This window comes from Gemmatimonadaceae bacterium (assembly GCA_036003045.1).
Lineage (GTDB): Bacteria > Gemmatimonadota > Gemmatimonadetes > Gemmatimonadales > Gemmatimonadaceae > JAQBQB01.
In genome coordinates, this window is record DASYSS010000014.1 from 1 (window position 1) to 19,347 (window position 19,347).

At 65.5% G+C, this 19,347-nt stretch carries 13 protein-coding genes; 6 read left to right on the forward strand and 7 right to left on the reverse strand.

Annotated elements, in window-relative coordinates; translation table 11 throughout:
* Positions 1-195: 195 nt before the first annotated feature.
* Positions 196-2,322, reverse strand: coding sequence for a hypothetical protein (locus VGQ44_01590; protein HEV8445473.1), 2,127 nt, complete (start codon positions 2,320-2,322; stop codon positions 196-198).
* Positions 2,323-3,042: 720 nt separating this feature from the next.
* On the opposite strand from VGQ44_01590, the gene VGQ44_01595 reads away from it, so the two are divergent.
* Positions 3,043-3,474 (forward strand): TonB-dependent receptor plug domain-containing protein, encoded by a 432-nt coding sequence (locus tag VGQ44_01595; GenBank protein HEV8445474.1) that lies wholly within the window; start codon positions 3,043-3,045, stop codon positions 3,472-3,474.
* A 257-nt stretch (positions 3,475-3,731) separates the two neighbouring features.
* On the opposite strand, the gene VGQ44_01600 is transcribed toward VGQ44_01595, so the two are convergent.
* Together VGQ44_01600 and VGQ44_01605 are read right to left on the reverse strand one after the other, a co-directional pair.
* Positions 3,732-6,509 (reverse strand): protein kinase, encoded by a 2,778-nt coding sequence (locus VGQ44_01600; GenBank protein HEV8445475.1) that lies wholly within the window; start codon positions 6,507-6,509, stop codon positions 3,732-3,734.
* Positions 6,506-7,114 carry an ECF-type sigma factor gene (locus VGQ44_01605; protein ID HEV8445476.1) on the reverse strand — a complete coding sequence of 203 codons (609 nt, stop codon included), beginning with the start codon at positions 7,112-7,114 and terminating at the stop codon, positions 6,506-6,508. Before VGQ44_01605 ends, VGQ44_01600 begins: the two co-directional genes overlap by 4 nt.
* 132 nt (positions 7,115-7,246) lie before the next feature.
* Between VGQ44_01605 and VGQ44_01610 the strand changes: the two genes are divergently transcribed.
* A complete protein-coding gene (locus VGQ44_01610) occupies positions 7,247-7,774 on the forward strand; it encodes a hypothetical protein (protein ID HEV8445477.1) in 528 nt (175 codons plus the stop codon).
* A 230-nt stretch (positions 7,775-8,004) separates the two neighbouring features.
* Here VGQ44_01610 and VGQ44_01615 read toward each other — a convergent pair whose 3' ends face one another.
* The gene (locus VGQ44_01615) at positions 8,005-9,186 is read right to left on the reverse strand and encodes a metallophosphoesterase (GenBank protein ID HEV8445478.1); all 1,182 of its coding nucleotides are present in this window, start codon (positions 9,184-9,186) and stop codon (positions 8,005-8,007) included.
* Between the two features lie 354 nt (positions 9,187-9,540).
* Here VGQ44_01615 and VGQ44_01620 point away from each other — a divergent pair, with 354 nt between their 5' ends.
* Positions 9,541-10,107: a hypothetical protein gene (locus VGQ44_01620; GenBank protein HEV8445479.1), complete on the forward strand. Its 567-nt coding sequence runs from the start codon at positions 9,541-9,543 to the stop codon at positions 10,105-10,107.
* A gap of 121 nt (positions 10,108-10,228) precedes the next feature.
* Here the strand turns inward: VGQ44_01620 and VGQ44_01625 are convergent, their stop codons facing one another.
* Together VGQ44_01625 and VGQ44_01630 are read right to left on the reverse strand one after the other, a co-directional pair.
* Positions 10,229-12,952, reverse strand: a complete 2,724-nt coding sequence (locus VGQ44_01625; protein HEV8445480.1) for an ADOP family duplicated permease — start codon at positions 12,950-12,952, stop codon at positions 10,229-10,231.
* A gap of 436 nt (positions 12,953-13,388) precedes the next feature.
* Entirely contained in the window at positions 13,389-14,930 is a 1,542-nt protein-coding gene (locus VGQ44_01630; protein HEV8445481.1) for a TonB family protein, read from the reverse strand.
* On the opposite strand from VGQ44_01630, the gene VGQ44_01635 reads away from it, so the two are divergent.
* The 3 genes from VGQ44_01635 (at position 14,841) to VGQ44_01645 (ending at position 18,618) form a co-directional block, all read left to right on the forward strand.
* Positions 14,841-15,410 (forward strand): hypothetical protein, encoded by a 570-nt coding sequence (locus VGQ44_01635; protein HEV8445482.1) that lies wholly within the window; start codon positions 14,841-14,843, stop codon positions 15,408-15,410. The two genes, VGQ44_01630 and VGQ44_01635, sit on opposite strands and share 90 nt — an antisense overlap.
* 505 nt (positions 15,411-15,915) lie before the next feature.
* Positions 15,916-17,040: a serine hydrolase gene (locus VGQ44_01640; GenBank protein ID HEV8445483.1), complete on the forward strand. Its 1,125-nt coding sequence runs from the start codon at positions 15,916-15,918 to the stop codon at positions 17,038-17,040.
* Positions 17,041-17,121: 81 nt separating this feature from the next.
* A complete protein-coding gene (locus VGQ44_01645) occupies positions 17,122-18,618 on the forward strand; it encodes an amidohydrolase family protein (GenBank protein ID HEV8445484.1) in 1,497 nt (498 codons plus the stop codon).
* On the opposite strand, the gene VGQ44_01650 is transcribed toward VGQ44_01645, so the two are convergent.
* Complete coding sequence (locus tag VGQ44_01650) at positions 18,564-19,337, reverse strand: peptidylprolyl isomerase (protein ID HEV8445485.1); 774 nt, start codon at positions 19,335-19,337, stop codon at positions 18,564-18,566. The two genes, VGQ44_01645 and VGQ44_01650, sit on opposite strands and share 55 nt — an antisense overlap.
* Positions 19,338-19,347: the final 10 nt, after the last annotated feature.

A 19,347-nucleotide genomic window follows, 5' to 3' on the forward strand; every position in this document is an offset into this window, starting at 1 on the left:
GGCCGGGCGAAGAGTTGGCCGCCCCGACGGCCATGGGCACCGGCGTCAACTACTTCACGTTCGACGTCGGCCTGTCGCTCCATACGCCGTTCGGCGGGAAGCGATGGCGTCCACATGCCGTACGCGATCGTACCCGACGCGTCGTTCTCGCGGCGCGTGTAGTCGCCGCACGCACTGCGCCGAGACTTCCCCGGGTCAGCGATGTGGGCGCCGGAAGAGTCGGCTTCGCGACGACGACGACGCAAACGTCCCCGCCGAATCCGCCGCTCCGGCTCCGACGATCTGCGCGTTGTCCACGGCGCTCCCGCCAATGAACGGCAGAACGTTGCCGCTCACCGCGTTGACGTCCCACGAAACGCCCGTTCCGTTGACGAGCGCCCAAGCCGTGTTGTAGCCCGCACCGGTCAGATCCGGAATGTCGAGCGTCCATGTCGCGGGCACCGCGCCGGCGTATGCCGCGCTCATGAGCAACGATATGGAGTTCGAATTCTGAAAAAAGTCGGCGGCGGCGCCTGCAGTGTACGTCGATTGCGTCGGGATCTGCGCACGCAGTCGGAGATACGGCGACGTGCCGAGGGTGGTCACCTTGGTCGCGACGCCGAGCTGCGGTCCGAGCGAGATCGTCTGCACGCTCGGCGTATGTTGGATCGCCTGTATGAACCGGAATGAGGTTCCACCGGACGACGGCGCGGCGAAGACGGAGATTTGGTGAAAGTCGCCCGCTTGAAGCTGTGTGTCGGGCAATCCGATGAACGGGAAGCCGAGGACCGGGCGGGGAGCGTCGGAATACGAGAAATATGATTCCGAGGGTCCGTTCACCGTGATCAGCGACGCGTCCAACTCGCCTTGGTCCGTTCCGAGATTCGGCACCACGATGCCGCCGAACACCGGAGTGAATCCGTCGGTCGTGTTGTTGATGCTCAGGTCGATGGTGGGAATGTTGGCGTTGTTGCCGTAGTTCGTGCCGCGCCGGAGCACCATGCGATCCGTGTTTGGCGCCGTGACCAAAACGCGCGCTGAGATGAGATCTCGCACGCCCTTGGGCACGTTCGTGAGCGTGAAACCGTTTGTGTTGTTCGGCTTGATGAACTGCGCACCGCCGACGACGACGTTCACGATATTGGTAGAGTCGCCGGCTGCATTGAACGAGCCGGTGATTCGCTTCGTGCCGGTCGGCGCTCCGCCGCACGGATTGGCGATCGCGATCGCTGCGATCTCGGCCGCGTTGCCGTAGAGCACCCTCGTCTCCATCGACGTGCCGTTCTTGAGCACGTAGGCGATCGCGCCGACGGAGTTGATCGTGAAGGTGAACGCGGTGTTCGTCGGCGTCACCTGGGTCCACGCCCCCGATCCGTTCTGGATCGCGAACCACACCGGGATCTGGTTCGTCTCGCAGGTCGCGTAGTTGAACGTCGTCGCGCCGCCGCCGGCTGCCGGCGAGACTTGCACGGCGAACGTCGTCGATTGCTGCGTCACACCGGTGCCCGTGCCGGTGATGGTGACGGGATAGTTGCCGGCGGGAAACGACGCCGCCGCGCTGACGGCCAGCGTGGATGTCGTGCCCGTGACGCTCGCTGGGTTTGGCGTCACCGTGAGACCGCTCGCCGCGCTCACGGCGAGATTCACCGGATCCGCGAATCCATTGATCCTCGAAAGCGTGAGGGTCGCGCTCGCGCTGGCCCCTCCAGCTTGCACGCTCACCGGCACGGGCGAAACGGATAGTGCGATCGCCGGCAGCGTCGAGCTGAACGTCGCGGTGATGGTGTTGCCGAAGTCGTTCGGGGTGAACGTGCAGGTGAGCGCGGTGCCTGTGCACAAGCCCGCCCAACTCGTGAACGCGCTGCCCGCGGCCGGCGCCGCGGTGAGCGTGATTTGCGTCAATGCGTCGAACTGGCTGTTGCAGGTGCCGCCACAGTTGATGCCGGCGGGGCTGGATGTGACGGTCCCCGTCCCGGAGCCTGCCTTCAACACGGCCACGCCCGGCCGCCCGTTCCGCACGGCGAGATTGATTGACGGAGTTGTTCCGTTGAGGCCGAGCGTATCATGGCCGACCAAGGGCACAAGATTGGGCTGCTCGCTCGTCACGATGTCCGCGTCGCTGGCAGCGGCAATCGTGACGGTCGTCGAGGAAACTCCGGGGGCGAGTGAGGGCGGATCGAATGCCGCGGTGAGGCCCTTGGACAAGAACGGGATGACAAAGGTCACCGTTGCTCCCTGAGCCGCGGAGCCGTTGCGCACGAGCGTGACCGTGGCGGTCGCGCTCTTGCCTTGCACGACGCTGAGACTCGCCGGCGAGATGGTGACCGTGGACCCATCGCCCACAAATCCGGTGCTTCCACCAGTTCCTGTGGGGTCACCGCCTCCGCAGCCACCGATGAGCGCGAGCAAGACTGCCGCCGGCGCAGAGCGAAGAGCTCCGCGTTGTGCAACGCGAACGCCGTTCATTTTCATGGACACAGGCCGGCCGGGCCGGATCTCGGGTGGGTGGGAGCCGGGGAGATTCGCAATCAAGAATTCTTGGCTGCGAGTGCTCAAAGAGAGCACGCCGGGCGGCCGTCCGCAATTCGAAGAACGCGCCGTGTGCTTCGCGGCGGGCGACGGCGATCTCGCGCAGCCGCGCCGCGCTCATGGCGGACAGCTGCCGGGCGAGAATGTCTTCCCCCTGCGCGTACGCCTCGAACGGGTTGAGCACAGCGGCGGGCGCCGCTTCTCTCACCGACGGCAGCGGCGCCGGCTCATCGAAGCTCGGTGTCGCGGCGACCGGGTCGTTTTTCGACGACTCGAGTCGGATTGAGCGCGCGTTGAAGCGCGCCAGGTGAGCCTGGCTGCCCTCGACGATCTCGCTAGCGAAATCGTCGCCCTCGTCTCGCGCACCATCCCGTTGAAAGAGCGTCTGACGCTGCGCGGAAGCAGCCGCGCGATCGCTCAGCGCTTTCCGACTCGGCGCGAAAGCGGCCGGCCCAGGCGAGTACTTCCTCTCCCAATCACGACGTTGTAAGTCAAGGGATCACCGTTCTCGATTCCCATGTCCCGAGGCCAGCGATGAGCATTGAGTGGCGAGCCGCAGCAGCCTTCGCAGCGACCACGCTGGTTCTCGCGTGTTCGCCGGCGAAGACCGCGCCCGATCCAGACGCCGCGAAACCGACGGTTACTGCGGCCGACCTTCGAAACCCCAATGAGCCGATCGAGGTGGTGCTGCAGCGGAAAGCTCCCGGTCTGGTGATCACGCGGGTCGGAGACGAGATCGTGGTACAAATACGCGGGAGCTCGTCGTACAACGGGACTGCGACTCCGCCCCTGTACGTGCTCAACGGTTTGCCGTTCCGGCCCGGCACCGCCGGCGTTCTGAGCGGCATCAATCCCGCCGACATCGAAACCATCAAGCTCCTCCGGCCCTCTGAGGCCGGTCTCTATGGAATCGAGGGCGCCAACGGCGTCATCGTCATCACCACGAAGAAGGGCGGAAAGCCGTAACGGAAGAAGCTGCGCATCGGGCCGGCTCAAGGCGGACCGACGCTCGCCATCGTGGCAGGAAAGCTTGCCGCGGACCTACTGTTCGATGTGCCAGTGATCTTCATGTATGAACACAAGCGAGGTTGGCACAGGGCGAGCCTAAGGCGCTGATGGACCGCCGTCCGCGCAGCGAGATCCCGTATTCGGCAACGCCGACGCCGCCAGAAGGGGCGCGTCGTAGGCGCGCCTCTCTCTATAGAGGAATCAAGGATGGGCCGTCATCTTCCCGCCGGCGGTTGAGATATCGGCCACGGGCGCGCGAGGGGACACCGTTCGATTTCGAGATCGTGCATCGCGGCGCGAAAGCGTTCGTCGGACCACAACGGATCGATGAGCGGATTGCAGCCGAACCCGTTCAGTAAATTGAGCCAGCTCCGTCTGCCCTGCTCGGTCGACAGCAGACGCACGATGGGCTCGCGGTCGCCGAACACCAAATCGGCGAACGCCGCTTCGACGCCATCCGATCGATCACCCTCCGGACCGTGCAATTGCTCGCGAACGCGTCCGGCGTCGCGCCACCGCCCGGCCGCGGCATAGGCGAGAACTTGCAGCGCACGTGTGCCGCCACGTTCCGGGTACAGTTGCTCATGCCGCTCGAGCGTTTGCACCGCGCTGTCCGGCTGACCGGCGAAAATCTGAAGGGTGCCGAGCACATGCAGTCCGAGCGAGAAGGTCGAATCGAACGCGAGAACGCGGCGTGCCTCCGCGAAGGCCTCGGGGAAGCGTCGTGCGGCGAGGAAGCCGAGAACCAACGCGGTTCCCGCTGATTTGGCCAGCGGATCGAGTTGCGTCGCCTGACGAAGCTCGGCGACGCCTTCGTCTGTGTGCCCCGTGAAGACGAGCATCATTCCGAAGGCGTGATGCGCGTACTGATTCGACGGTTCTATGCTGAGCGCCTTTCGATAGCTTGCGACGGCGGCGCCGAAGCGCATCTGTCTGTCGAGCGCCAAGGCCAGCGCGACACGCGAATCCGCCAGCGTCGAGTCGATCTCCATGGCACGTGTGGCGCTCGCGGCAGTCAGAGCGGTCGCCGAATCGGTTGGATCGACAACGTATGCACTCAAAACGTCGTACGCCAGCGCCAGCCCGGCATAAGCGCGCGCGAAGCTCGAGTCCCGGGCGGTTGCCTGCTGGAAATACAGAATTGCCCGCGCGACGTTCGCCGCGCCCCGCTCGAGCCAGTAATACCGTCCTTTCAGGTAGAGGTAATACGCCGCCGTGTCGGCCGTTCCACGCGTGCTCGCGGTGGCGAACGCCGCGGCCGGGTGTCCGCCAAGTGCGGGACTGAGCGCACCGACGATAGCGCGTGTCAGATCGTCCTGGACGCGAAAAACGTCGCCCGAGTGACTCTCGAACATGCTGTCGAGCACCACCTTGCCGTCCGCCGCGCTCACGAGCTGCGTCGTGACCCGCAGGCGATCATCCGCGCGGCGAACCGCGCCCGTGATGATCGCGCCGACGCCGAGCGCGCGGCCGATTTCCTGAGCGGAGATCGCTTTGTGCTTGAACGCGTAACTTGACGTCCGCCCGGCGACGCGAAGGCCGGGCAGATTCGCGAGGGCGTGCGCCAGCTCGTCGGTGAGTCCGTCGCTGAAATACTCGTCGGCCGCGACACCATCCGTGTTCTCGAATGGAACGACCGCCACCGTCCGCATCGCCGCCGCAGCGGCCGTCGCCTCGTCGCGAGGCGCTGCACCGCCACGGCGTGTACCGCGCATGATAACGGTGAGCGCGGCAGCGATGACGACAAGGCCGACCATGCCCACGGCGATCCGTCGTCGCCGCGACGTCCATCGAGTCGTCGTCGAACGCGTCGCAATGTTCGCCGATGAACCGAGCGTCGGTCTGACGGCGTCGAGCGCGGCGAGGACCTCGTCGGCTGACTGCGGGCGGGCCGCCGGATCCTTCTCGAGGCACTTCATGACGACGGCGGCCAGGTCGGCCGGAAGGTCGCGGCGGCGCGCGTCGATCGGCTGAGGAGTCTCCGACAAATGAGCGGCGATGATCGCGGCTCCGGAGCGCGAGCCGAACGGATGTGTGCCGGCGAGAGCCTCGTATGCCACGACGCCGAACGCGTAGAGATCAGCGCGATGGTCGACGGCAGCGTCGCCGAGGGCCTGTTCGGGCGCCATGTACGCCGGCGTCCCGAGCGACGTGCCGATGTCGGTAAGGGTGATCGCCGCATCGCGCGCGCCCACGACGCTCCGCTGACGTGCGTGGCGGACGGCGCGCGCGATCCCGAAGTCGGCGACGACCGCGTGGTCATCAGCGAGCAGAATGTTCGCCGGCTTGATGTCGCGATGCACGATGCCATGCCGATGCGCGTACCCGAGCGCGCTCGCCACGTCGCGCATCATCCGCAGCGTCGCGTCGATAGGCACCGGCGCCCGCGCGAGGCGGTCGCGCAGCGTCTCGCCGTCGATGTACGGCATCACATAGTACAACAATCCATCCACCTCGCCGGAATCGTGAAGCGGCAGGATATGTGGATGGGTCAATCCGGCCGTGACGCGGATCTCCCGGAGAAATCGCTCGGCGCTCAGCGCCACGCCTAGTGCCGGGTTCAACACCTTGACGGCGACGCGGCGTTCGTGCCGGAGATCGCGAGCGAGATATACCGCCGCCATACCGCCGCGGCCGAGCTCACGTTCGATCTCGTAATGACCGCCCAGCGCCGCGCGCAATCGCGTCGCGACCCCGTCGGACGGTTCGCTCTCGGCAACGCCATCAGTTGTCCACGGCGCGTTGCTGCCGTCGAGCAAAGCAGCCGCGAACGCCGAGGCGGGCCTGTCGAGGAACGATGCGGATGTCGCGGCGTGCTCGCAGGCGTCAACGTGCGACGAGACTGCCGCGCGCAGCGCGCTGTCCTCTCCACACGATCGTTCGATGAACCCGGCGCGCATCTCCGGCGACAATGCGAGCGCCGATTCGACCAGTTCGCGTATCTTCGACCATCGATGCGAGTCCGTACCTAGCGGGCGCGGGAAATCCGTCATACGTCGTCGGTGTGGAGGGCGCGATACAGCCAGCCCTTGGCGATCACCCAGTCGCTCGCCACGGTTCGTCGCGACACGCCGAGCACCTCGGCTGTTTCCTCTTCGGTAAGGCCGCCGAAGAATCGGCATTCGACGACTCGAGCCAGGCGTGCGTCCATCGTGGCTAGGCGCTCGAGCGCGTCATCGAGCGCGAGCAACTCGTCGCGCTGTGCCGCGACTGACAACGCGTCGCCTCCTCCGGAGTCCGCTTCTTCCAACGAGACGCGCTCTTGTCGCGGGCCCCCGCGTCGCGCGGCCCCATGGCGGCGCGCATAATCGACGAGCACCCGCCGCATCACCCGCGCGGCGATTCCGAAGAACTGACCTTGACTGCTCCAGTTCGAATCCTGCTCGGCGAGCCGTAGGTATGCCTCGTGGACGAGCGCCGTCGTGGAAAGAGTGTGCCCAGCCGGCTCGGCGCCAAGCTGATAGTGGGCGAGGCGCCGAAGCTCCGCGTACACCAATGGAATCAACCGCTCCATGCCTTCTGGCGCGCCTCGGCGCAGCATGGCCAGGGCAGCGGTGATCTCCTCCGCGTGATCCTGTGACGGCACGGTGCGTTGCACGATTCGGGTTGGTTCTGCGCGTGTGCTTATGCGGCTTCCGCGCCGACTCTAGCCGGTGGCCGAACCTACGCCTGGCCCAGTGGCCCGGCAATAGGATCTCGCTGCCAACGTCAACCCCATTCGGAGAATCGTATGCGACATCACCAGACGCTCGTCCTCTTACTGATGCTTGGCATCGCCGCTTGTGGCTCCGATGCATCACGCGATCCCGTTTCGCCCATCAGCCCGCAACTGCCGACGAGAGAACGCGCGTCCGGCACAACCACGACGCTGACCATCCGCGGCTCTGTGAAGAGCTCGGAGACGGATACCTACCAAGCGGAGACGAACAGCCTCGTCGTGCACCTGAGCGGAGTGGGCGTCGCTTCGCACCTTGGTCGGTTCACGTTCGTTGATGACGGAGTCGCGTCTCTCGTCACGGGTGTCGGAACTGGAAGCGTCACGTACACGGCCGCGGACGGAGCTGCGCTCACGGGCAGCGCATCGGGCGGGGCCGTGATCGTCGGCGACATCGCCGAGATCACCGATACCATAACGATCACGGGTGGCACGGGCCGGTTCGCCAGCGCCACCGGCGTCATGACTTCGATCAGGCGCCTCGATCTGGGAACGCTGCTGTCGTCCGGCTCGTTCGAAGGGGTGATCGATCTCGCGAAATAACGCGATTGTCGCCGCCCCAGTAGATGAGCAGGGCGGCGACAGCCATGGCCGTCGGTTACACGATCGGCGGAACGCGCCTCACGGCCTTCCGCCCTTCTTCGTCGTGATCGCGACGACACCGTTGGCGCCCAATCCTTGCAACGCTCAACGAGAGAGAATCACGAACGGCCGCCCATCGAGGCGGCCGTTCGCGCAAAATCCCAGCACCGACGCCCCGCTTCGGGCTCGCGCTACGGCTTGGGCGGCGGGTCGAGGCGTATGAAGCGCCCGGCATCGATCGAGCCGTTCCGCACGGTGTAGAGCGTGATGCCCGATGGTGCGATCAAATCATCGCCCCCGTTTGCGCCGACGACGGCGGCGGCCTGCTCGAAACGGGTCGGCACTCCCTCCGTCTGGAAGACCAGCTTCTCCGCGGCGTGCATATGTCCGCCGAGCGCGAGCACCCAAGGGTGTCCGCGCATCGCGCTCATGACCTCCAAGACGTTCGCCACGGTGTGACGATCCGTGGTCTTACCGTCGACCCGCCTGAGCGATGAGACGAGCGCCATGTCCGCGAATCCCGCCAACAACTCCCACGCCGACACCATCGGAATGTGATTGAACGTCACGATCGGCACGCCCGGCGAAACCGTCGCCAGATCGCGCCGCAGCCAGGCGAGCTGCAGGCTGTCGACGCGGCCGTAATACGCCGAATCGTCCGCCATCAGCGTGTTGAGCCCCACGAAGTGCACGCCGCCATAGGTGAAGGAGTAGTAATCCGGACCGCGGTACAGTCGATACATCGCTCGGTCATACAGCGGATGCGTCTCGGCCACGTGCGACCGGCTGCGGATGATGCCGAAATGGTCGTGATTCCCCGGCACGGTCCACAGCGGCTTCGCGAACCCGCGGGTCTCTGCGTCGAAGAGCTCGAAGTACGACCGGGCCATGGGCTCCTGCTGGCTCATCGCGTCGCGGATCAGATCACCGGTGACGATGGTGAAGTCGGGTCGTAGCGAATCGACGAGCTGGCGGAAGCGCCGCGTGCGGCCGACGTTGTTCGGCTCGATGTGAGGATCGGACGCGTGAACGAAGCTGAAGGTGCGCGGCGCCGGCGCCGGCTGCAGCGCGAACATCAGTTGAGAATCCGCCGGAGCCGGCGCGCGCCAGAAGGAGCCGACGCTGCGGTATCCGTTTGGAACGGCAACGAAGATGATCCCGGTCGGACCTCGCTCGATCCGCGCGACGCCTGAGGCGGCCGTTGTTGCGACATCCCGCTGATTGGAGATCACGACTCCCGGGATCGGACGATCGCCGGCGTCGCGCGCGCCGTTGCCGTTCCGGTCGACGAACACGGTCACGCTCAGGGTTCCCTGAGCAGCGAGTGTCGCCGGTAACAACAGGGGAAGAAAAGCAGGAACGAATCGGCTCATCGGTATTCGTCGTGAAGTCGTGGCCATGTTTGCCGGTCGCGGTACAGATGCGACCGAGACTGACGCGCCGTATACAGAACCCCAGAAAGGCCCAAAACTCAACGCTGTTCGCCAATCCTTACCGATGCTTGACCACCAACCGGACGCTCTCAATACGCGCGGGGACATGACTTATGGATTCATCGGCCGCAAAGCTGAGGCATCCGTGGCCAAAAGCGACGGCGCGGTCCGCTATGATCGTGACGGCGCGACAAACGCCGGAGTCCTAGTCGCAGAGGCTGTCACGGCTCCGATCGCGGCGCGCGGCGCAGTGCTTGCGGCCACCTTGATCTCCGACCTTCGATGGAGGCTGGCATGCGAAAGGTCAGTTTGGCTGCGGCGTTGATGATCGCATCGTTGACGCACGTCGTCGTGTCGCAGAACATACCCGTGACGATTCGAGAGGCCGAAGCCCAAGGGGCTGACTTCGCGCACGATGCTCCGCAGGTGGTCCAGCAATCCTATTTCACCGATTCCCGGTTCGGCGGAACCGCCGAACGACGCTGCGTGGTCGCGGCGTCGTACACCGCGTACACCTCGGCCCCGAACGGCTCCTTGCGCTCAGGTGACTTTATCGTTCGCGGAGGGTTTCTCGACGCGTCATGGGGCGGGTTTCACGCGGTCAAAGGGTACAAAGTCCTCTGGCTCCCGCTACACGGCTCTTCGTCACAGAAACCTCCGCTTGTCGTTCGGGCGGCTCGCATCGGCAGCCCGGCTGATTCGGTCCGTTTTCGCATAGACGGCTTGGCAAAGGGTACTGGACCGTCGGTGCCGTTGTACGGCTATCCGAGTGAGGTATCCTTTCCGAGCGCGGGCCAATGGGTCATCGTCGCGACAGCAGGGAACGATTGGGGTTGCTTTGTGCTCGACGTAGCCCCATGAGAAATGGCAACTAGCTGAGGCGTCGCCTTGCCGTTGCCCAAGGGATGTCGGGCCCAGTGCCGAGGAGTTGATTGGACATGGTGCTCGTCTGTGTTACACGCGTCTCTGTGGCGATGGCGAGCTAGTCCGTTCTCAACGCGACGAGAGGATCGATCCGCGCCGCCCGCCGGGCGGGCCAGTAGCACGCGAGAACGGCGACCGCGCCAAAGAGCGCGCAGACTGCGCCGTACGAGAGTGGATCGACGGACGACACTCCGAAGAGCATGGTCCTAATCACCCGAGCCAGCGCGATCGCGAGAACGACACCGGCGATGAGGCCATACGCGACGAAGCGCACGCTGTCGACCATGATCATGCGCACCGCGTCGCCCGACGTCGCGCCGAACGCAATGCGGATTCCGATCTCGCGAGTACGCTGTTCGACGCCGAACGCGATCACGCCGTAGATGCCGACGATCGCCAGGCCGAGCGCGGCGGCAGCGAGCGCGACGATGAGACCACCGAAGACGCGCGTGACGAGAAGCGCTTCACCTTGTAGGCTCGCCAGCGTCGAGAATGTGGACAGGATCACGTTTGGGTCTTCGCTCCGCACGAGCGAGACGGCCTGCGAGCGGAGAGGCGCGACGTCGCCGCGGCCCGTGAGAATCAGTTCCGGCGTGTAGGTGAGTCCCTGTCGCGTCGATACGTATGGCGTAAGCAGCGGCGCATCGGTGAACCCTCGGCTACCGCCCCGCATTCTGCGAACGTCGTCGACGACTCCGATGATCGTGAGCTTGTCTCCCGTCGCGCCGACTTGGATCGTGTGCCCGAGTGGATTGCTCGTCGGCCACAGTGCGAGAGCCAGCCGCGCGCTGATCACCGTCACGGGTGTGGAGGCCGGGCCATCGTCGGCGCCGAACGAACGTCCCCTCCGCAGGCGGAGATTCAGCATCGGGAAGTAGGCGTCGCTGACGACCTCGACTCCTTGATAGTCGAACGAGCGAAGCGCATGAACCGTATCACCGTCGGGGATGAGTCGGCCGTCGAAGCGCCGCACCGCGGGGACTGATGCTCCAGAATGCCTGCTCAAGGTCGAGTCGGTCGTGGACCGAAGCCTGGCAAAGGGGCCGTGCAGGGCAACCGCGGTGACGCCGGGGATTGCCGCCGTTCTCTCCGCGACGCGCTGTGCGAACTCGATGAGTTGGTTCAAGTCTGAGTACCGAACGCGATCGACGAGCGGCGTTAGAACGGCGATTTTGTCGGCCGGATAGCCAAGGTCGACTGCCACGATCCGCCGATAGGAGCGCACGATGAGTGCGGCGCTCACGAAGAGCGCCGCCGCGAGCGCCAACTGCACGACGAGTCCGCGCCTGCTCGCGCGGGCAATCCCGCTCGGCGCCGCGCCACCGTCTCCCCCACGCTTGAGCGCACGCGCGAGATCGAACCGCGATCCTTCGAGGGCTGGAGTCAATCCGACCGTGACGGTGACGAGCACCGTGACGGCGACTACGAATAGGAGAACGTTGGCGTCGAGCGACACATGGAACCACGAGGGAAACCCCTGTGTCGGGATAAAGTGAAGACCGAGTCGCACCAGCGCCGCAGACGCTGCTGTCCCGAGTCCCGCCGCAATCGCGCCGATGAGCAAGGTCTCAGCGAGTGTCTGACGCACGAGCCGCCAGCGGCCTGCCCCGAGCGATGCGCGAACGGCCATCTCGCCTCGCCGCTCCGCTGCTCGGGCGAGAAATAGATTGGCGACGTTGGCGCAGGCAATCAGGAGGACCAGCAAGCCGGTACCGAGGAACGCGCCGGGCATTGGCAACGCCTGTCGCGCCCGTCGATCGAGCATCTCGTTCTGCACGTCCAACTGGGCATGGCCGAACACCGTTGCGTCGACATCGCGAAGGCGCCTGCCGATCTCACGTACTTCACTACGCGCCGACGCCCGGTCGACGCTGGGGCGCAACTTGGCGAGCACTGTGTAGTCGCGCTCGTGGCTCGACGCCGTGTCGAGGCTCCGCCCCATTCCGGTGATCGCGTCGGTCTGACGAGGAAACCGGAAACCGGGCGGCAATACCCCAACGATCGCGAGCGAGCGGCCATCGATTGACAACCGCTGCTCTACAACCGACGGATCGCCGCCGTACGCGTCTCGCCATAGTTGATCGCTGATCATTACCGCGGACGCACCTGCGTCGATTTCTTCCGGCGTTAGCAACCGGCCGACTTGAGGTCGAAGGTCGAAGAGTGGAATGAAGGCTGTGTCGGTGCGCAGGATTTCGACCGGCCGGGGTTCAGTCCCGATTGACGCCACTCCGAACGCATCCCGGTACGACGAGACCCGCTCGAACGAGCGCGACGAACGCTGAATGAGTCGAACCGCGTCCGCAGATACCGCGCTGAAAGAAAACGGCTCACCCTGTCGCACTTCGTTCAGGGCGACGATGCGGTTCGCGTCCTTATATGGAAGCGGGGCAAAGTAGACGGCGTCGAGGAAGCTGAAGATGGTCGTGACAGCCGCTATACCGACGACGAGCGTCACGAGCGCGGTAAAGACGAAGCCGGGCGCCCGCTTGAACGAGCGCACCGCGAATCGGAAGTCCGAAGTCCAATCCCGGAACAATTGTCGCATCTCGACCCTCCGGACGATTCGAGTATCGATCGCAGCCAAATCGCGCCTCACCGATTCCAAATCGCCGAAGCGCGCGCGCGCCGCCGCGATGGCGTCAGCTCGAGGCATTCCAGACGCTTCGAACTCGGAGACGCGGTTGGCGAAGTGAAACTGCAACTCGTCATCGAGGTCGCCCGCGAGATCGCGCCGCCAGAAGCGTAGATACCGCCGCCACTTCGGGTCGCCCTGCGTCATGCCGGCTCCGTCGTTGCTCGCATTACCCGTCCGACCGCCGCCACGTAGTCCGCCCAGCCATCTTGTTCGGCGACGAGCTGCTTCCTGCCCACAGGTGTCAGGCGGTAGAACCTCGCGCGCGGCGACCCGTGTGCGTGGATCAGTCCATCGAGCGTTCCAGGAATTGGCTACAGGTCGCGACGATACCACAACTATTGAGGTATGTCAACGAACGGTAGGCTGGCAGTGGGGTGTTGCACCGCAATGATTGCGGTCCTGGCGACGGCGTCGAGTTGCGAAGCGCCCGCGGACAAGAGCATCGGCCCGCCATCAGATACTTCACGCTCGCCGTCGTCGAGCCCGCGTATTCCTCTCGCGATCGGTCATCACTCGTCGAGTATTTCCTCGACACGAGACTGAACGTCTCGCCTTGCCTGGGCCGCCCACGACCTCCGCCCTATTTCTTCGTCGTAAACCGAAACGGCACGCTCACCCACGAGGCAACCGGCTTCGATTCCGGTGCGTGCGTGCGGGCCGGCTCGAACCGGAAGCGGGGCAGAATCTCGCGCACGGCAGCCGTGAACAGCTCGTGATCCGATTGCTCCACGATCATGCTCGCGACATCGACGCTCCCGAACTCGTTCACCATGAAGCGCACGACGACCTGTCCATCGCGGCGTCCCGAGCGCAGCAGCGGCTCCGGGAAGCGCGGCTCGGGCACGCGCCCGATGATCTTGGGAGGGCTGACCGCGATATTGACGTCCGCCGGCGCGGGAGGTGAGACTCTCTCCGCCGTTCCAGCCCGATCGGTGTCGGCCGCTCGCTGCCGCTCCGTTGCCGGACGCGCGATCGAGTCGACGCTCTGCGCCGCCGGGATGTTCGGAACGGTGATGGGCGGGACGTTGATGGGTGCCAGGTGAACGGCGACACGGGGCAGGCGGAGCGGAGCGCTCTCCGGCGCTGTTTGCTGCTCCGGCTTGACCACGGGAGCGGTGGGCGCGGGCGCGCTGGCGGAGGGGACCGACTCCGTACGCGTGGCGACCACGGCGGCCGCCGCCGCGCCGGTTGCGGCGGATCCGGTCTTCGTCGCCGGGGCCCGCACGACAGGGGCGACGACTGCGGTGGTGCGCTGCGCAGCGCTCGTCTTCGTGGAAACGGGGTCGCTGCCGCCGCTGGCGCCCGGGCGCGACAGTAGCAGCCCCGCCATCGCGATCGCGACCGCGGCCACTCCAACGGACGAATACAATACCGTTCGTTTCTTGCGCGCCGACTCGGGCGATTCGGCTTGGACCGGTGCGGCTGGTCGCCAGCCGGAAGCCGCGGCATCGTCACTCGCGACATCACTGTGCGCGACTCCCGCGAGCACGGCATCGCGATGCTGCACGCCCCCCACCGATTCGCGACCGGCGAGGCTCCCTGAGGGACCAGCGCTCGCGGGTGGGGAGATGATGATCTGGGAAGCAGACGGCGTCTGTATCGAAGATGCCATCAACGAGGCGGCGGCCACCGCAGCGGTGACCGCCGGCGTCTTCGCACGTTCGCGCGAAAGCGCGACTGGGCGAAGCGGTCGCAGCTTGGGCGCACCGAGGAATTCCGGCTTCTTCGAATTGGTCGATGATGGCACCTCCGTCGATGGCGTATCGCCGGCGGGGTACAGCGCTCGCTTGAGCGAGGCTATCGCAGCCTCGGCGGCCTGCCCGACGGAAACCGACGCCGTGTCGGCCGCGACGGCGGCCTGCAGTTCCAGCTCGGTCACGCGCGACCGCGCGGCTTGCACGGTTGCATGGCCAGGACCCAACACCAACTCGCGTGTTGCCAGACCGCGGCGAAGCAGCGCCAACGCTTCGGCGAAGTTCCCGCGCGCCGCGCACGTTTCGGAGAGATGCTCCAAGGTCACGACGATGACCATGTGATTCGGCTCGAGCACCGTCTCTCGAATACGCAACGCATCTCTGAACAGTGCTTCCGCCGAGGCGTCATCGCCGAGTTTGCGTTTCACAACGGCGAGGCCGGCGAGCGCGGTGGCGACATCGGCATTCTCCTCGCCCGCGCCGCGTGCGATCGCGAGCAAGCGCTGGAGGACGTCCTCTGCGCGCGCGTGTTGCGAGCGATGAATGTGCAGCCGGCCCAACTCGCTGAGCAGCGGCGCGAGTGCGGCGTCTTCCCGGCCGAAGAGTCTTTCGCTGATGACGAGCGCTTCGGTGAGGAGCGGCTCCGCTTCGGCTTCCCCTGCCCGGCCGAACTTCCGCGACAGCTTTCCGAGCTGGAAGAGGGCGATGGCGAGCTCCCGCCGAAGGCTGGGATCGCTGCGGGCCGCGACTATCGCCGAGTGAAGGCGTTCGGCGGCGGCGGGCTCGTCCCCTTCGGTCAACGCAATGCGCGCCGCATCGAACCGTTGGGTAAACAACGCTTTAGCGTCAGCCATGTGCATACCGTTTCCGAAGTGCCTCGTCCCGACGATCGGGCGCTGCGAAGATAACGTCCGCACTTAGGAGTTTCGGCCAGTCGCGGCCCGAGTAAAGTCCCGTGAAATGGGAAGGCCCTCCGGGGCTCGACTCTACGAGAGGCCGGCCCCCGAGGTCGGGTGCGCACTCGAGTAGGCCGCCGCCTTTCCGTCCTCAGCCTCTCGAGCCGCCACCTCGGTCTCCTCGGCACTCGGATTACCCTGAATCGCATACCGGACTAATGAGCAAGCTCGGCAGTTCGCTTGGCGTCGGATTGGGAGCCTCATGACCAATACGAGGTATCAAGGTGGCACACTAGAATCCTCCGATACCGCGTTCGGTACGTTGGCGCGGCGCAACCACCGCCCCGTCTGAGTCGTCTGGCGTTCGATGCTTCTTTCGGTCCGTTTCTTCGCTGTCGCCTCACTTCTTTTCGGTTCAGCTGCGCCCGTCCCCAGCGCCGTCGCGGGTGCGCGAACTGGTCCGCCGCCGGGAGAGAGACGCTCGCCCTTGCCTCGGGTGGCGCCGGAGTCGGTGGGAATGTCCGCGTCGCGACTGGCGATGATCGACGATGTCGTGCTCAGCGGCGTTCGTGCTGGCGGCTTCCCCGGCGCCGCGGTGATCGTCGCGAGACACGGCGGCGTCGTCTGGGAGCGCGGCTATGGCACGCTCGACTGGCAATCGGGTGTTGCGGTCGATGCCGAGCGGACGATGTATGACCTTGCATCGCTCACGAAAGTCGTCGCCACGACCGCCGCGGCGATGGTCCTCGTCGATCGCGGAAAGCTGCGACTCGATGACCGTGTGTCGCACTACCTGCCGGCGTTCAGCGGCGGAGGGAAGAATGAAATCACGATTCGCGACCTGCTGACCCATCGATCGGGCTTGCCGGCCGGACGTGATCTCCCGAAGAGCGGAGCCGGCTCCGAGTCGGCGCGGGAAGCTGTGCTGGCGACCAGCCTCGTTCGCGCGCCGGGCTCGGAATACGAGTATTCGGATCTCGGGATGGATGTCATGGGCTTCGTCGTCGAGCGTATCACGCACGAGCCGCTCGATCAGTTCGTTCAGCGCGCGGTCTACACTCCACTCGGCATGCGCTCGACGATGTTTCGGCCGGCGCCCTGGCTGCGCGGCCGCATCGCTCCCACGGAAACCACTGTTGCGCGCGGCGAAGTGCACGACCCCACCGCGCGCGCACTGGGCGGTGTGGCGGGCAACGCGGGGCTGTTTTCGACGGCGAGTGACCTCGCGGTGTTCGCTCAGCTCATGCTCGATGGAGGCGTCGCGGGGAGCACACGACTCTTCGCCGACAGCACCGTTCGCGAGTTCACCAAGCCTGGTCCTGGATGGCGCGGGCTCGGATGGCAAACGTGTCCGGGAGATGGAAGCTGCGGTCAATATCTGTCGACGCGCGCGTTCGGCCACACCGGCTTCACCGGAACGTCGATGTGGGTCGATCCGGAGCGCGACCTCGTCGTGATCGTGCTGACCAACTGGATTCACGGACGAGCCTTCGGCGGTGTGGCCCCGGTCGGCGTCGTTCAAGACGTCCGCAGCGACATCGTCGACCTGGCGGCGCTCTCGATTACCGATGGCGGACCAGAACGCGCGTTGCCGTGGCGCCTGCGAAGCCAACTTCAGGCCGGGTGGACTGCCGGCCAGTAGGGCCCCGGTAACTGGACACCGAAGTTCGCGCGCGCCATCGTCACCCGTCGTCAAGTCCTCTTCCCTCGCGACGGTCTCAGCATGATCAAGCGCGTTGCACTGCTGCTGTCGTTGTTGGTCACCAGTCTTGCGTCAGCCCAAGAACGCGACGTCGTCGTCACCGGCGGGTGGCTGTTTGCGTCGACGGGCAACGCCCGCGTGAGAAACCCAGGAATTCTCATTCGCGCCGGTAAGATCTTGCGCGTCGGCGGCGACCTGTCGATCGCCGCGGCCGATGCAGAGCGCGTCGAGGTCGCCGACACCGAGACGGTCGTTCCGGGCTTTTTCGATCTCCATGCGCATTACGCCATGGATCTGTTCAACGCCGGTCGAAAGGACGAGACGGTCGCGTATCCTCCGCTGTTCATCGCCAACGGCGTCACGTCGACATTCCCGGCCGGCGAAATGAACCCGGACGACATGCGAGCCCTGCGCATCAAGATCGACAACGGCGAGCTTGTCGGTCCGCGTCTCATGAACTCCGGACCGTACTTCGGCACCGCGCGCCCGAATTGGAATCGCGAGATCACCCGCGATCAGATCTATGCCGAGATCGACCATTGGGCGGAGCTGGGGGTCAAGGGAATCAAGACCAAGGGCATTACGCCCGACGAGCTCAAGGCGGTGATCGAGCGCGCGCACCTTCACGGACTGACCGTGACGGGTCATCTCGACTCCGGCAATCGAAGCAGCGTCAATCCGCGCGACGCGATCGTCATGGGCATCGATCGCATCGAGCATTTCATGGGCGGTGATGCCTTCACCCCCGACAAATCCGCGTACGCCTCGTACGAGGACATGACGTTCGATACGCCGGCCTTCAAGAAAATCGCCGCGTTGTTCATCACGCATCACGCGTACTTCGACGCCACCTTGAGCACCTATGGTATGTACGGCGCCAAGGACACCATCCTCACCGAGTACTACGCGGGTGACGAGCGCCGCTTCCTGACGCCGTACATGCGCGAGGTGCTCGCCAAGCGTCCGCCCCGCACCAACAACAAGCAGTTCGAGAAGATCTACTACGTGAAGCGAAAAGAGATCAAAGCATTCTTCGATGCCGGCGGCGGGGATCTCATGACCCTCGGCACCGACCACCCGAGTTGGGGCGAGTGGTTCACCCCCTTCTCCGCGGCGCGTGAGATGTACGCGTATTCGGCGTCGGGCATCCCGAACTGGCAGATACTCAAGATCGCGACGATCAACAGCGCGCGGGCCATGGGGTTTGGCGACCGCCTCGGCACGATCGAAGCCGGCAAGTGGGCCGATCTCGTCGTCCTGCGCGGCGACCCGCTGCAAGACATCAAGCGTGTGCGCAATCCGCGCGTCGTCATCAAGGCCGGACGGGTCTACGATCCGGCAACGCTGCTCAAATCCGCCGAAGGTAAGATCGGTCCGGCGAGCGCCGCCGATACCGCCGCCTGGGCGCCCACACCTCGCACCGGCCGCCGCGGCGGCCCGTCGCCGGATTGGAGAGCAATGGTTCAGCGCGCGGCTGAAACGATCGTCATCCGAATGAGGTGGTCGAGTCGCGGATAATGCGCGTCGAACCACGCATTGCCCCCGACGATCGCTTCACCCTGGTTGCCCGCGCGCACGCCGCCGCCCGACGTCTCGCCATAGCCCGAGTACAGGCTGTCGACGACGTCCATCCCTTGAACGATTGTGCCGAGTGGCGCGAAGCCCTGGCCGTCCTGGACCAGATTGTCGCGCCGGCTGATCGAGATCTCGACCGTCCGGTCGTTCGGCTTGCGCATCGCGTAGGTGAAGGTGCCGCGCGCGTTGTGCCCGCGCACGGAGTCGTCCTTGATGGGATGGCTCAACCACGTCACGGTCACCTGCGAATCGCGCGCGATGCCGAACTGCGCGATCCAGCCGGCATTGATCCGGCTAAAGCGTGAATCGTTGTAGTAACCGGCGCGCACGAGGTTGTAGAAGTGATCGACACCGATCGGCGCGAGCGCGCGCACGAGTTCCATCGTGAATGGGCCGCGGGTCGTCTCGACGCGAACACGAAACGTTTCCGGGGCCTGCGCGAGCCAAAACGGGTCCTCGGGATGGAGCAGCGGACTGTTGGCAGGCGTCGACGGCGGCGTTGCGGGAATGACCGGATGTCCCGGAAGCGTGGGCACCGCGGTGCCGGTCGCCCAGACGTCGGCGGCGGTGTTCAGCTTGGCCGGCCCGGCCGAATTCGCCACGGTGGCGCACCCAACCATAGCGATGACGGCGACACTGGCCAGGAAACGAGGTAAGTGCATCGGTGGAGAA

Bases quoted from the DNA above. Each gene is read 5' to 3' on its own strand.
- VGQ44_01615 (HEV8445478.1), bottom strand. From the start codon at position 9,186: ATGAGCCGATTCGTTCCTGCTTTTCTTCCCCTGTTGTTACCGGCGACA.
- VGQ44_01595 (HEV8445474.1), top strand. From the start codon at position 3,043: ATGAGCATTGAGTGGCGAGCCGCAGCAGCCTTCGCAGCGACCACGCTG.
- VGQ44_01620 (HEV8445479.1), top strand. From the start codon at position 9,541: ATGCGAAAGGTCAGTTTGGCTGCGGCGTTGATGATCGCATCGTTGACG.
- VGQ44_01640 (HEV8445483.1), top strand. From the start codon at position 15,916: ATGTCCGCGTCGCGACTGGCGATGATCGACGATGTCGTGCTCAGCGGC.
- VGQ44_01650 (HEV8445485.1), bottom strand. From the start codon at position 19,337: ATGCACTTACCTCGTTTCCTGGCCAGTGTCGCCGTCATCGCTATGGTT.
- VGQ44_01610 (HEV8445477.1), top strand. From the start codon at position 7,247: ATGCGACATCACCAGACGCTCGTCCTCTTACTGATGCTTGGCATCGCC.
- VGQ44_01625 (HEV8445480.1), bottom strand. From the start codon at position 12,952: ATGACGCAGGGCGACCCGAAGTGGCGGCGGTATCTACGCTTCTGGCGG.
- VGQ44_01600 (HEV8445475.1), bottom strand. From the start codon at position 6,509: ATGACGGATTTCCCGCGCCCGCTAGGTACGGACTCGCATCGATGGTCG.
- VGQ44_01645 (HEV8445484.1), top strand. From the start codon at position 17,122: ATGATCAAGCGCGTTGCACTGCTGCTGTCGTTGTTGGTCACCAGTCTT.